The organism is Achromobacter sp. 77, from assembly GCF_020541125.1.
GTDB classification, from domain to species: domain Bacteria; phylum Pseudomonadota; class Gammaproteobacteria; order Burkholderiales; family Burkholderiaceae_B; genus Achromobacter; species Achromobacter mucicolens.
The window spans coordinates 639,037-651,759 of sequence record NZ_CP059848.1 but is presented as its reverse complement, the minus strand read 5'-3'; the positions used below and the strand labels follow the sequence as shown (position 1 = coordinate 651,759).

13 protein-coding genes are annotated in these 12,723 nt (G+C 64.8%); 6 read left to right on the top strand and 7 right to left on the bottom strand.

Annotated features, from left to right (window positions below):
* Positions 1-179 precede the first annotated feature (179 nt).
* The 7 genes from H4P35_RS02905 to pmbA all read right to left on the bottom strand — a co-directional run bounded on the left by H4P35_RS02905 (position 180) and on the right by pmbA (position 7,689).
* Positions 180-890 carry an ABC transporter ATP-binding protein gene (locus H4P35_RS02905; RefSeq protein ID WP_056327837.1) on the bottom strand — a complete coding sequence of 237 codons (711 nt, stop codon included), beginning with the start codon at positions 888-890 and terminating at the stop codon, positions 180-182.
* Positions 891-945: 55 nt separating this feature from the next.
* A complete protein-coding gene (locus H4P35_RS02900) occupies positions 946-1,734 on the bottom strand; it encodes an ABC transporter ATP-binding protein (RefSeq protein WP_226848015.1) in 789 nt (262 codons plus the stop codon).
* Positions 1,727-2,602: a branched-chain amino acid ABC transporter permease gene (locus tag H4P35_RS02895; RefSeq protein WP_056327835.1), complete on the bottom strand. Its 876-nt coding sequence runs from the start codon at positions 2,600-2,602 to the stop codon at positions 1,727-1,729. The genes H4P35_RS02900 and H4P35_RS02895 overlap by 8 nt, the downstream gene beginning before the upstream one ends.
* 3 nt (positions 2,603-2,605) lie before the next feature.
* Positions 2,606-3,487, bottom strand: coding sequence for a branched-chain amino acid ABC transporter permease (locus H4P35_RS02890; RefSeq protein ID WP_056327834.1), 882 nt, complete (start codon positions 3,485-3,487; stop codon positions 2,606-2,608).
* Between the two features lie 168 nt (positions 3,488-3,655).
* Positions 3,656-4,810 carry an ABC transporter substrate-binding protein gene (locus H4P35_RS02885; protein WP_056327833.1) on the bottom strand — a complete coding sequence of 385 codons (1,155 nt, stop codon included), beginning with the start codon at positions 4,808-4,810 and terminating at the stop codon, positions 3,656-3,658.
* Positions 4,811-5,065: 255 nt separating this feature from the next.
* On the bottom strand, positions 5,066-6,160 hold the full coding sequence (locus H4P35_RS02880; protein WP_226848013.1) for a TRAP transporter substrate-binding protein: 1,095 nt from the start codon (positions 6,158-6,160) through the stop codon (positions 5,066-5,068).
* Between the two features lie 164 nt (positions 6,161-6,324).
* Positions 6,325-7,689, bottom strand: coding sequence for a metalloprotease PmbA (gene pmbA / locus H4P35_RS02875; RefSeq protein ID WP_056327831.1), 1,365 nt, complete (start codon positions 7,687-7,689; stop codon positions 6,325-6,327).
* Between the two features lie 58 nt (positions 7,690-7,747).
* Here pmbA and yjgA point away from each other — a divergent pair, with 58 nt between their 5' ends.
* From yjgA to H4P35_RS02845, 6 genes are all read left to right on the top strand, one after another.
* A complete protein-coding gene (gene yjgA, locus H4P35_RS02870; RefSeq protein ID WP_056327830.1) occupies positions 7,748-8,299 on the top strand; it encodes a ribosome biogenesis factor YjgA in 552 nt (183 codons plus the stop codon).
* 17 nt (positions 8,300-8,316) lie between these two features.
* On the top strand, positions 8,317-8,991 hold the full coding sequence (locus H4P35_RS02865; RefSeq protein WP_226848008.1) for an alpha/beta hydrolase: 675 nt from the start codon (positions 8,317-8,319) through the stop codon (positions 8,989-8,991).
* Positions 8,992-9,356: 365 nt separating this feature from the next.
* Entirely contained in the window at positions 9,357-10,361 is a 1,005-nt protein-coding gene (locus H4P35_RS02860; protein WP_370638950.1) for an ABC transporter substrate-binding protein, read from the top strand.
* A complete protein-coding gene (locus tag H4P35_RS02855) occupies positions 10,361-11,176 on the top strand; it encodes an ABC transporter ATP-binding protein (RefSeq protein WP_226849431.1) in 816 nt (271 codons plus the stop codon). The genes H4P35_RS02860 and H4P35_RS02855 overlap by 1 nt, the downstream gene beginning before the upstream one ends.
* 3 nt (positions 11,177-11,179) lie before the next feature.
* The gene (locus tag H4P35_RS02850; RefSeq protein ID WP_056327827.1) at positions 11,180-12,016 is read left to right on the top strand and encodes an ABC transporter permease; all 837 of its coding nucleotides are present in this window, start codon (positions 11,180-11,182) and stop codon (positions 12,014-12,016) included.
* A gap of 9 nt (positions 12,017-12,025) precedes the next feature.
* Positions 12,026-12,718, top strand: coding sequence for an isochorismatase family cysteine hydrolase (locus H4P35_RS02845; protein WP_128829903.1), 693 nt, complete (start codon positions 12,026-12,028; stop codon positions 12,716-12,718).
* Positions 12,719-12,723: the final 5 nt, after the last annotated feature.

Below are 12,723 nucleotides of genomic sequence, written 5' to 3'. Positions count from 1 at the left end.
CGCCCCCCGCCTAAGCGTTATGAATCCGCCCGTGCAAAGGTCAAAATGAGGGAAAGCCTGAAATTCTAACACGGCTGCTCAAAAAATGGGCAAGCGGACAGAATTCAGGCGATTCGCAGCGGCCATCCCAGGACGGCCGCCGCAAAATTCATCAGGGGACGCATGCCGCCCCCTGCCCGTCAGGCGCCCAGGTAGGCTTCCAGGACGCGCGGGTGGCCGAGCAGTTCGCGGCCCGTGCCCGTCAGCGCCATGGCGCCGTTTTCAAGCACGTAGCCTTGCTGGGCAATCTTGAGCGCCTGGCGCACGTTCTGTTCGACGAGGAACAGCGTGAGGCCGTCGGCGTTGATGGCGCGCAGCGACCGGAAGATTTCCTGCACGACGATCGGCGCCAAGCCCATCGAGGGCTCGTCCAGCAGCAGCAGGCGCGGCTTGGCCATCAGGGCCCGGCCGATGGCCAGCATCTGCTGCTCACCGCCGGACAGGTTGCCGGCCATGCCGCTGATCCGCTCTTTCAGGCGCGGAAACAGGTTGAACACGTATTCCAGATCGGACGCGACGTTCTTCAGGCCGCGGCGATAGGCGCCGAGTTCCAGGTTTTCCAGCACCGTCATGGTGGTCAGGATGGCCCGGCCTTCGGGCACCTGCACGATGCCGCGCGCGACCAGCTGGTTCGGCGCAAGGTTGGTGACGTCTTCGCCCTCGAAGAGGATGCGGCCGCGCGCCTTGGGCAACAGGCCCGACAGCGCAAGCAGCGTCGTCGACTTGCCGGCGCCGTTGGCGCCGACCAGGGCGGTGATTTCGTTGGCGTTCAGGTCCAGGTCGATGCCGCGCACGGCCTCGATGTGGCCGTAGTTGACCTCGAGCCCGCGGACTTCCAGCATGGCGCTCATTGTGTAGCCTCCGCGCGTCGCGCTGCGGTATTCGTCTTGGGAGCGGCCCGGCGACTCATTGGGCGGCCTCCGCTTGTTCGGTGTCTTCGTCGTCTTCGCGGCCCAGGTAGGCCTCGATGACCTGTTCGTTGTTGCGGATGTCCTCGGGACCGCCGCACGCGATGATCTTGCCGAAGTTCAGCACCGCGATGCGTTCGCACAAGCCCATGACGAAGCGCATGTCGTGCTCGATCATGAGGATGGTGTAGCCGCGGTCGCGAATGGCCAGGATCTCGCGCATCAGTTCGGCGCGTTCGCCGGTGTTCATGCCGGCGACGGGCTCGTCCAGGAGCAGCAGCTTGGGCTCGGCGGCCAGCGCGCGCGCCAGCTCCAGGCGGCGCTGCTCGCCGTAGGACAGGTTGTCGGCCAGATCGTTGGCCTTGTGGTCCAGGCGCATCCACGTCAGCAGCTCGTGCGCGCGTTCGCGGGCGCGCTGCTCGTGTTCGCGGTAACCCGGCAGGCCCAGCAGCAGGCTGGGGAAACCGTAGTTCATGTGGCGGTAGGCGCCCACGACGACGTTTTCCAGCAGCGTCATCTCTTTGAAGAGACGGATGTTCTGGAACGTGCGGGCGATGCCCATGCGCGTGATGCTGTGCGGCTTCTTGCGCAGCACGCTCTCACCCTGGAAGGTGATGGAGCCGCCGCTCGGCGGGAGCAGTCCGGTGATCAGGTTGAACACCGTGGTCTTGCCGGCGCCGTTCGGGCCGATCAGGCCGAAGATGGCGCCTTCGGGCACCGACAGGCTGACGTCATGCAGCACATGCAGGCCGCCAAAGCTCTTGGAGACGGAGGAGAGCTCAAGCATGGCGCTTTCCTCCCTGGCGGCTTTGACGCATCCAGCGCTTGAAGCGCGCCGGATCCCAGATGCCTTGCGGCAGGAACAACACAATCACCACCAGGATCACTCCATTCGCGATCAGGCGCAGATCCGCAAATCCGCGCAGCAATTCGGGCAGCGTCGTAATGATGAAGCTGCCCAGCACGGGGCCGGCCAGGCCGCCGATGCCGCCCAGGATCGCCATCGTCAGGATTTCGACGCCGCGGTCGAAGCCGTATTCGTTGGGACCAATGAAGAACGTCAGGTGCGCGTTCAGCGCGCCGGCAAGACCGGCGATCACCGCGCCGGCCACGAAGGCCAGCATCTTGTTGGCGCGCACGTCGATGCCCATCATGCCGGCCGCGGTCTCGTCGCCCCGGATGGCGTCGAAGGAACGGCCGATCTTGGAGGCCCGCACGCGCCACAGCACGAACAGCACGATGATCACGGCCAGCAGCACATGCCACCACTGCGTGAGCTGGGGAATGCCGTTCAGGCCCAGCGCGCCGCCGGTGATGGACTCGGTGTTCAGGATGGTCACGCGGACCACTTCACCGAAGCCCAGCGTGGCCATCGCCAGATAGACCCCCGACAACCGCAGCGTCGGCAGGCCGATCAGGGCCGCGACCAGCGCCGGGGCGGCCATGCCGCCCGCCAGTGCGACCGCGAAGGGCGCGTCGTAATTCATGGTGAGCAGCGCGGCCGTGTAGGCCCCGATGCCCATGAAGGCGGCGTTGGCCATGGCAAGCATGCCGCAGGCCAGCGTCAGCCAGATGGAGAGGGCCAGGAGTGCATTGGTGCCAAGCGTCAGCACCAGGTTGCCGTAGATGGCCCAGAAATTTTCGAATCCGCTCATACCTTAAGCCTTGCGTTGAACCACTTTGCCGAACAGACCTTGCGGGCGGACCAGCAGGATCAGGAACAGCAGGCCGAAAGCCACCGCGTCGCGCATGGTGGAGCCGATGTAAGCGACGGACAGCACCTCGGCGAAGCCCAGGAAGAGACCGCCCAGCATGGCGCCGCGGATGTCGCCCATGCCGCCCAGGATGATGACCGCGATGCCCTTGTGCAGCATCGGCTGGCCCATCAGCGGGAACAGCGCGTTCGAGTACAGGCCGATCAGCACGCCGGCCACGCCGCCCAGGGCGGCCGCGGCGAACGAGGTGGTGATGAACAGCTTTTCGACGTTGATGCCCAGCAGCCAGGCGGCCTTGGGCGATTCGGCGATGGCGCGCAGCGCGCGGCCGAACTGCGTGCGGCGCATCACGAACATCAGCACGGCCATCAGCGCGAACGACAGGAAGATGATCCCCAGTTCGATGACGGTCAGGTGCAGGCCGGCGACTTCGATGACTTCCTCGGGCACGGTGCCGTGCGGGAAGCGCAGATTGCTGGCGCCAAAGATGCTTTGGGCGCCGTTGTTCAGGATGATGCCGACACCGATGGTGGCGATCATGGGAATCAGGTGGGGTGCGTTGCGCTTGCGCAGCGGCTTGAGCACCAGGTAGTCGATGATGACCCCGGTAAAGCCGGCGACGAAGAACGCAACCATCAGCGCGGCCCACAAGGGCAGGCTGAATTGCTCGACCACGACCAATGCTGCGTAGGCGCCAACCATGAAAACGGCGCCATGCGCCAGGTTGATCACCCCGAGCACGCCGAAGATCAGCGTGAAGCCCAGCGCGAACAGTGCATACACACAGCCCAGCGACAAGGCATTGACGAATTGTTGTTCGAACATGATGGGACTTTCCAAATCTGATAGGGCCGCCTCGCCGTGCCCACAGCGAGGTCTGGTGTGCTTCCGGGGAAGCTTTCTACTTGGTGAGGCCCTGCGATAAAAAGCGCCTTGCGGACGGCCGGGAGGCCATCCGCAAGGCGCATCCCCCCGCGCGGGGATGCGTACTGCTTACTTCTCGATGACGTACTTGCCGTCCTTGGTCACGCTGACAATCGGTGCCTGGTCGGCGTCGTAACCGGCGGGCTTGCCGGCGCGATCATTGGCCTGGCGGAACTTGAACGGGCCGGTGGCGCCGGTCCAGGTCACGGACGGCAGGGCGTCGCGCAGGGCAGCGCGATCCTTGGGCAGTTCGCCGGTGAGCTTGGTGTTCTTCAGAGCCTGGGCGACGATGTACATCGCGTCATACGACTGCGCCGCGAACTGGTCGGGGGCATTCGTGAACTTGGCCTTGTAGGCGTCGATGAACTTGGTGTTCTCGGGGGACTTGTTTTCGATCGACCACGGGCTGCCGATCCACAGATTGTTCGACGCGCCGCCGGGGGCCAGGTCGAAAATCTTGACCGAGTTCATGCCGTTGCCGCCGATGACGGGCACGTTCAGGCCGAGCTGGCGGGCCTGGACCATGATCGGGGCGCCTTCGGCCAGCAGTGCGGACAGCACGATGGCGTCGGGGTTGGTGCCCTTGATCTTGGTGAGCTGGGCCTTGAAGTCCACGTCGCCCTTGGCGAACGTTTCGGTCGTCGTGACCGGGATCTTCTGGTCTTCCAGGGCCTTCTTGAAGTTGTCGTAGCCGCTCTTGGTGAAGACGTCGTCGTTGCCGTACAGCACCGCCACGTTCTTCAGGCCGGTCTTGGCCTTGACGGTGGAGATGGTGGCGGGCAGCACGTCGGCTTCGGTGACCGAGTTGCGGAACACGTAGTTGCCGATGGAGGTGATGCCGTCGGCGGTGTTGGAGGTGCCAAAGACGACCGTCTTGGCGGCCTGGGCGACCGGGTCGGCGGCCTGGGCGGAGTTCGACAGGGTGGGACCGAAGACCATCAGGACGTTGTCCTTGAAGATCAGCTTTTTGAAGACGTTGATGGCTTCTTCTTTCTTGCCTTGCTCGTCTTCGATCACCAGCACGATCTTGTTGCCGTTGATGCCACCGGCCGCGTTGATTTGGTCAGCCGCGAGCTGAAAACCGTTGCGGATCGACACGCCGTACTGGGCGGCGCCGCCGGACAGGGCTTCAGCCACGCCCAGCTTGATGTCGGCTGCGTGGGCGGCCGGGACGATACCGGCGGCGATCAGCGCGGCCAGCAGCTTTTTGGTCTTGGATTGCATGGTTGTTACCACCTTAAAGTCTGTCTCGGAATATTGGTAATCCGGGCTGATGTAATCCTGCCGGATTGACGTCGATGCCGCCTAAAGGCCGCATGAATGCGCGTCAAGACCCGGGATATTACTCCTTTGTATCAGGCCGAAACTCGAATGCCGTTCAACAAAAGCCTCAAAACCGCCCATTTTTTTGTAAAAAACGTGTGGTTACTAGCACAAACCCTGAAACTCGCCGAATGCCATTCGGCACCGGCTTCCCTCCTAACTCCTGCCCGACAGCGCCACGCCCAGATACTGGCCGAACGCGCCCTCGGTCAGGCGAAACCACGGCATCTCGCTGTCGCGAAAGCCCATGTAACTATCGTGCAATGCCTTGAATCTGGGGTCTTTGGCGCTTAAGTCCTTGTAGACCTGTTGCGAAGCCTCGAACGCGGCATCCATGATGGACCGGGGAAAAGCCCGCACTTGCGCGCCGTTGGCCGTCAGTTGAGCCAGCGCCTGCGGATTGAGCGCGTCATAACGCGCCGTCGCCGCGGTGTGCGCGGCCAGCGCCGCGGACTGCACCACCGATTGATAATGCTTGGGCAACTGGTTCCAGGCTTCGTCGTTGATGTAGAGCGAGAGCTGTTCGCCGCCCGCCCACCAGCCGGGTGCGTAGTAATACTTAGCTACTTTATTCAACCCGAGCTTGGCGTCCTCGTAGGCGCCCGCCCCGGCCACCGCCTGCAGCCCCTCTTTTTCAAAGGCTTGCGCCAAGGCGGCGAGCTCGACCTGCTGGGGCGCCACGCCAAGCCGGGACAGCACCTCCCCCGCCAGGCCGTCCACCCGCATCTTCAGGTCTTTCAGGTCGCCTTCGCGCTTGATTTCCTTGATATACCAGCCGCCCATCTGGGCGCCGGTATTGCCCAGGGGAAAGTTGATGATCTTTTCGGGCTTGAAGAGTTCGCGCGTCAGGCGCAGGCCCTCGCCCTCGCTCATCCAGGCGTTCATCTGGCGCGCGTTCAGGCCGAACGGCACGGCCGCATCGAAGCTGAGCGCGGGATTCTTGGCGTGGTAGCGGCGCGAGGACACGTGGCCGCATTCCACCTTTTTCGTGGAGACCGCTTCCATCAGGTCGGCGGCAGCAACGACTTCGCCATCCGGGAAGTGGCGGATGTTGAACTTGCCTGCGGTGGATTCGGCGACGAACTTGCAGAAGCTCTCGGCCGCGCCGACGCGCAGGTCCAGCGCGCTGGGAAAGCCCGAGGACAGGCGCCAGCTGATCGAGGGCATGTCCTGGGCAAACGCGGGCGAGCTGACGGCGGCGCCGGCGACGGCGCCCAGACTGGCGCGCTTCAGGAATGAACGTCGTTGCATCACTTTGCTCCTATACAGCAACACCCGGGACTTCGAGCAATACCCGCCGGATATTACACGCTGGCGAACACAGGAACGGCTAGAGGAAATCCCGGAAAGGCAAGGGATTGCAAAGCGGGCAAAACAGGAGCCGGCGGCGCGCGGCGCGCCGCCGGCGGGCGCGATCAGGTGCCGGCAATGGCCATCTGCTCGATGAGGATGGAGCCGGTGGTCTTGGTGCCGCGCGAGATCGTGTCGGCGCCCACCGCGACGATCTGCTGGAACATGTCGGCCAGGTTGCCGGCGATGGTGACTTCCTGCACCGCGTGCTGGATCTGGCCGTTTTCGACCCAATAGCCGAAAGCGCCGCGCGAGTAATCGCCCGTCACGTAGTTGACGCCCTGCCCGATCAGCTCGGTGACGAGAAAGCCCGTGCCCAGCTTTTTGAGCATGGCTTCGAAATCGTCGCCGCGCTGGGTCTGCGTGGAGCTGAAGACCAGGTTGTGCGAACCGCCGGCGTTGCCGGTGGTGGTCATGCCCAGCTTGCGCGCAGTGTAGGACGACAGGAAATAGCCTTCCAGCACGCCGGCCGAGACCACGTTGCGGCGGCGCGTGCGCACGCCCTCGTCGTCGAACGGCGAGCTGCCCATGGCGCCGCGGATGTGCGGATCCTCGACCAGGTTGATGTGCTTGGGAAAGAGCGGCTTGCCCAGCGAATCGACCAGGAAGCTCGCCTTGCGGTACAGCGCCCCGCCATTGACGGCCTGCGTCAGCGCGCCGACCAGGCCCAGCGCCAGCGGCGCCTCGAACAGGACCGGAAATTTGCCGGTGCGCACGCGGCGGGCCGACAGGCGCGACAGCGTGCGTTCGGCGGCATAGCGGCCGATGGCCTCGGGCGAGGCCAGCTTGGCCGGGTCGCGTTCGGACGAATACCAGTAGTCGCGCTGCATGCCGTTGCCGCGACCTGCGATGGGCGCCACGGACAGGCTGTGGCGCGAATACGGGTAGCCGCCCAGAAAGCCGCGCGTGTTGCCCATCACGAACTGGCCTTCGTACGTGCCGACGGTGGCGCCGTCGGTATTGGTGATGCGCGAATCGACCTCGCGGGCGGCGCGCTCGGCGCGCAGCGCCAGTTCGGCCGCTTCCTCGGTGGAAACGGTCCAGGCGCGATGCAGGTCCAGATCGGGGAATTCCGTGGCCAGCTGGTCGGCGTCGGGCAGGCCGGCGGCCGGGTCGGCAGCGGTGTGGCGAGCGATGTGCCAGGCGGCTTCGACCGTCTGGCGCAGCGCGGCCTCGGAGAAGTCGGACGTCGAGGCCGAACCGCGGCTTTGGCCGGCGTAGACCGTCAGGTCCAGCGCCCGGTCGCGGGTTTGCTCGACGGTTTCGATGTCGTTCTTGCGTACCGAGACGGACAGTCCCAGGCTTTCCGAGACTTCCGCGGCGGCGTCGGAAGCGCCGATCTGGCGCGCGTAGGCCAGGGTTTGCTCGACAAGTTCGGAAAAACGCGCGTGATTCGCCGCCAGCGGCAAGGATGAGGAGGTTTTAACCATTGCAGTCCAATTTGCAGAGACGGTTATCATAGCCAAGTCTGTCATTGCGCAGTTTTCCATGAATTCCCATCCCCAAGAAGATTCCGTCGACGACGGTTACGACGAGAACGGCTACGACCGTCCCAGCAAGTCCCAGGTCAAGCGTGAAATGCACGCCCTGCTGGACCTGGGCAAGCAATTGATCGCGCTGTCGCCCGAACGTCTGAAGCAGCTGCCGCTCGAAGAGCGCCTGTACGAAGCGATCCGCATGGCGCAACGCACCACCGGCCGCGAAGGCCTGCGGCGCCAGGTCCACTTCGTCGGCAAGCTGATGCGCGACGCGCCGGCTGACGTCATTCGCAAGCAACTCGACGTCTGGGAGAACGGCTCCCGCGAGGAAACGGCCGCCATGCACCGGCTGGAAACGCTGCGCGACCGTCTGCTGGATGACGACGACGCCTTCACGCGTCTGCTGAACAACAATCCTCAGGCCGACGTGCAGCAACTGCGCACGCTGATCCGGGCCGCCCGCAAGGAAAAGCTGGCCAACGCCTCGCTGTTGCAGGGCCAGGAGCCGCAAAAGAAGCATTACCGCGCGCTGTTCCAGGCCCTCAAGACGCTCACCCTCTAATCGCCTACCGCCCATCCATGACCGCAACAGACCTGCTCGACTGCATCGAGATCGAAACCGCCCCCAGCCCCACGCACGCCGTGATCTGGCTGCACGGACTGGGCGCCGACGGCAACGATTTTGCGCCCATCGTGCCGGAGCTGCAGTTGCCCGCCGGACTCGGCGTGCGCTTCGTGTTCCCGAACGCGCCCGTGCAGCGCGTGACGATCAACAACGGCATGGCGATGCGGTCCTGGTACGACATCCTGGTGATGGACCTGGTGCGGGTGGAAGACGGCCGCGGCATCCGCGCCTCGGAAGCGGCCATCCACAAGCTGATCGCGCGTGAAAACGCGCGTGGCGTCCCCACATCCAACATCGTGCTGGCGGGTTTTTCACAGGGCAGCGCCATGACCCTGCACACCGGCCTGCGGCTGAAAGAAAAGCTGGCGGGCATGATGGCGTTGTCGGGTTATCTGCCGCTGGTGGACAGCGCCGAGGCCGAGCGCCAGCCCGCCAACGACGCCACGCCCATCTTCATGGCCCATGGCCAGTACGACCCGGTCGTGTCGCTGGCGCGTGCCGAAGCGTCGTTGGCCGAACTCAAGCGGCTGGGTTACGACGTGCGCTGGCACACGTACCCGATGCCGCACTCGGTCTGCGCCGAGGAAGTGGCCGACATTTCGGCCTTCCTGAACGAAGTCCTGGTGTGATGCGACGGGCAGACTAGGGACGATGGCGGGCGGCGCCGCACGCGGCCCGTGTCCCTGGCCGATGGGCGCCAAGCGCGTCCCCGCCTACGATGGAATGAGCCCGCCTCAGCGGCTCGAAATCTTATTCTGTATACCAACTGGTATTCCAGCCTCGAATTTTCGGGGCAGCGACGACGCGCGTCCATAGAGAAAAACGCCAATCGCAAAAGGCTTGTCGCCTGCTTGTCTTGAATATAGTATTCGATCCAAGCCTCACCGGCCCGGGCGTGCACTGTTCGGGCTTCCCTGTTGTTGTAGTCGATCCATCCCATTGGCCGTGTCGCGCCGATTGTCGGCGTGGCATTCAAGACGCAGGAGAAAGTCCCGTGAAGACCTCGCCCTTGCCCCGCCTGGCAGGCGCGGCGCTGCTCGCGCTGCTTGCCCCTTTGGCCGCTCAGGCCGAAGCCCTCAATCCCCCCGTGAAGGTGCGATACGAAGAGGTGGTGCGATCCATCCTGTACGTGCCCAAGTACGTCGCGCTGTCGCAGGGCTACTTCAAGGACGCCGGCCTGGACGTATCCATGAAGACGTCGCAAGGCACCGACAAGGGCATGACCGCCCTGTTGTCGGGCAGCGCGGACATCGTGCTGATCGGGCCCGAGGCGTCCATCTACGTGCAGAACAGCGAATCGCCTGTCAAACCGAAGATCTTCGCCGGCCTGACCGCCACCGATGGCTTCTTCCTGCTGGCGCGCAAGCCGGTGGACAAGTTCGACTGGTCCATGCTCAAGGGCAAGGAGGTCATCGGCTTTCGCCCCGGATCGAATCCCATCGTGTTCCTGGAAACCGCGCTGCGCAAGCATGGCCTGGATCCGCAGAAGGACGTGAAGCTGCTCAACAACATCGGCATCCCCGCGCGCGCCGGCGCCTGGATGGCGGGCCAGGGCGAATACGGCATCTTCCTGGAGCCCGAGGCCGGCGAGCTGGTGCGCAACGGCAAGGGGCACATCGTCGCGTCCGTGGGACATGAGGTGGGCCAGGTGGACTACACGGTGTTCACCGCCACCGACAAGTACATCCGCGACAACCCCAAGGTCATCCAGGCCTGGACCGACGTGGTGGCGCGCGCCGAGAAATACGTGAAGGGCACGCCCGCGGCCACGCTGGCCCCGCAGATCATGACCTTCTTTCCCGGCATGGATCAGGCCGCGGTGACCGAGGCGATCGAGCGCTACAAGCAATATCAGATCTGGAAGACCACGCCGCTCGTGACGGCGCAGGCGATGACGCAGCTTCAGGACATGCTGATCGCCAGCGCGGTCATGAAGGACAGCGCCCGCGTGAAGTACGAGGACGTGGTGATCGCCGACTTTGCCAAGAAGGTCCAATGATGGGAGCCGCCATCCACAACCTCAAGCCGGCGCCCGCCACGGCCAAGATCGAACTGCGCGACGTCTGTCTGTCGTACTTCACGCCGGAAGGCGAGACCGAAGCGCTGTCCAACATGTCGTTCAGCCTGGCGCCGGGCGAGTTCGTCAGCCTGATCGGCCAAAGCGGCTGTGGCAAGAGCACTTTGCTGTCGCTGATCGCAGGCCTGATTCCCCCGACCTCGGGCGCGGTGCTGGTCGACGGGCAGGCTGTGACCAAGCCGAACGCGCGCATCGGCTACATGCTGCAGCAGGACTACCTGTTCGAGTGGCGCACCATCCTGGACAACGTGATGCTGGGCGCCGAGATTCAGGGGCGGCGCGACGCGCGCAGCGAGGCGCGCGCCGTGCACCTGCTTGAAAAATGCGGCCTGGGCGCGTTCCTGTCGCACACGCCGCGGCAGCTCTCGGGCGGGATGCGCCAGCGCGCGGCGCTGGCGCGCACGCTGGTCACCGAGCCCGACGTGATCCTCTTGGACGAGCCGTTCTCGGCGCTGGACTCGCAGACCCGTCTGGCCATCTCGGACGAAGTCGTGGACATCCTGCGCCGCGAGGGAAAAACGGTGGTGCTGGTGACGCACGACATCGGCGAAGCCATCGCCATGACCGATCGGGTGATCGTGCTGTCGCGCCGGCCCGGGCGGCTCAAGAGCCAGTACCGCATCCACTACGGCGACGGCCAGGTCCGCCCCACCCCGTTCCAGGCGCGCTCGCGGCCGGAATTCAACACCTACTTCAAACAGCTCTGGGACGAGCTGGACGTGCATGTGGAGGGCTGAGCCATGAACGCGCCGATTGCCAATACCGTCCCGCTGCGCGCCGTGCCCGGCCCCAGCGAAAAGTACCTGAACTACCTGCGCCGCGACCGCGCGCGCCGCCGAAACATCCGTGTGGCCCAGGCGCTGCTCCTGGTCGTTTTCTTATGCGCATGGGAGATCCTGCCGCGCATGCACATCGTCAATCCGCTGCTCACCAGCTATCCCAGCGCGCTGTGGCCCACCTTCATCGAACTGTGGAATCACGGCAGCCTGGGCAAGCACATCATGACGACGCTGTCGGCCACGCTGGTGGGCTTTGTGCTGAGCATGGTCATCGGGATCGTGGTGGCGGCCGCGCTGTGGTGGTCCGAGTTTCTGTACAAGGTGCTCGACCCCTTCCTGGTGGTAGCCAACGCCATGCCCAAGATCGCATTCGTGCCCATCTTCTACCTGTGGCTGGGGTCAGACTATGCGGTGTACGGCATGGCGGTCGCCATTGCGGTGTTCGTGACCATCATGGTGGTGTATGCGGGGTTCCGCGGCATCGACCTGAACAAGGTCAAGCTTGCCCACACCTTTGGCGCCAGCCGCTGGCAGGTGCTGACCAAGGTCGTGCTGCCAGGCAGCGTGCCGACGCTGATCGCGGCCGTGAAGATGAACATCGGTCTTGCGCTGGTGGGTGTCATCGTGGGCGAATTCCAATCGGCGGATTCGGGGCTGGGCTTTCTCATCATGAACGGCAGCCAGGTGTTCAAGCTGAACATCGTCATGACCGCCATCGTGATGCTGGCGCTGATCTCCAGCGTCATGTACCTCATCATCTACCGCGTCGAGTCCGCCGTGGCGCGGCGCTACGGCTAAGGAGGCAGCATGCAATTCCCCCAATGGGTGAAGGATCGCGTCGTGGCCCGCCAGGGCTGCCTGCATCCGTATGACGAGCTGCCGGCCGCGCGCACGGCGGTGGTCGTGATCGACATGCAGCAGTACTTCCTGCTGCCCGGCTACCAGGGCGAATGCGCCCCGGCGCGGGAAATCATCGGCCCCATCAACCGCCTTTGCAGCGCGGTGCGCGACGCGGGCGGCGTGGTGGTGTGGGTGCAGACGGCCTCGGACAACGCGGATGTGTTCTGGTCGCATCACCACGGCGTGATGCTGACGCCCGAACGCAGCGCCCGCCGCCTGGAGACGCTGCGCCGCGACTCGCCCGGCTTTGCGCTGCATCCGGACCTGCATGCGCAGGCCAGCGACCTGCGGGTCGTCAAGCGCTTCTATAGTGCGATGGCCCCGGGCTCGTCGGAGCTGGAGCCGCTGCTGCGCGGCCTGGGCGTGGACACGCTGCTGATCGCCGGCACGGTCACCAACGTCTGCTGCGAATCCACCGCGCGCGACGCGATGATGCGGGACTTCCGGACCATCATGGTGGACGACGCCCTGGCCGCCGTGACGCCGGCCGAGCACGAGAACGCCCTGCACGGGTGGATGCTGTTCTTTGGCGACGTGCTGTCGGTGGACGAGGCGGCCGCGCGGTTGACGCCCGCGCAGCCGTCCCGCAAGACCGCCTGAACCGT

Excerpts from the sequence above, each read along its gene's own strand:
- pmbA (WP_056327831.1), bottom strand. The coding sequence starts at position 7,689 with ATGGTTAAAACCTCCTCATCCTTGCCGCTGGCGGCGAATCACGCGCGT.
- H4P35_RS02850 (WP_056327827.1), top strand. The coding sequence starts at position 11,180 with ATGAACGCGCCGATTGCCAATACCGTCCCGCTGCGCGCCGTGCCCGGC.
- H4P35_RS02905 (WP_056327837.1), bottom strand. The coding sequence starts at position 890 with ATGAGCGCCATGCTGGAAGTCCGCGGGCTCGAGGTCAACTACGGCCAC.
- yjgA (WP_056327830.1), top strand. The coding sequence starts at position 7,748 with ATGAATTCCCATCCCCAAGAAGATTCCGTCGACGACGGTTACGACGAG.
- H4P35_RS02880 (WP_226848013.1), bottom strand. The coding sequence starts at position 6,160 with ATGCAACGACGTTCATTCCTGAAGCGCGCCAGTCTGGGCGCCGTCGCC.
- H4P35_RS02895 (WP_056327835.1), bottom strand. The coding sequence starts at position 2,602 with ATGAGCGGATTCGAAAATTTCTGGGCCATCTACGGCAACCTGGTGCTG.
- H4P35_RS02855 (WP_226849431.1), top strand. The coding sequence starts at position 10,361 with ATGGGAGCCGCCATCCACAACCTCAAGCCGGCGCCCGCCACGGCCAAG.
- H4P35_RS02865 (WP_226848008.1), top strand. The coding sequence starts at position 8,317 with ATGACCGCAACAGACCTGCTCGACTGCATCGAGATCGAAACCGCCCCC.
- H4P35_RS02890 (WP_056327834.1), bottom strand. The coding sequence starts at position 3,487 with ATGTTCGAACAACAATTCGTCAATGCCTTGTCGCTGGGCTGTGTGTAT.
- H4P35_RS02900 (WP_226848015.1), bottom strand. The coding sequence starts at position 1,734 with ATGCTTGAGCTCTCCTCCGTCTCCAAGAGCTTTGGCGGCCTGCATGTG.
- H4P35_RS02845 (WP_128829903.1), top strand. The coding sequence starts at position 12,026 with ATGCAATTCCCCCAATGGGTGAAGGATCGCGTCGTGGCCCGCCAGGGC.
- H4P35_RS02885 (WP_056327833.1), bottom strand. The coding sequence starts at position 4,810 with ATGCAATCCAAGACCAAAAAGCTGCTGGCCGCGCTGATCGCCGCCGGT.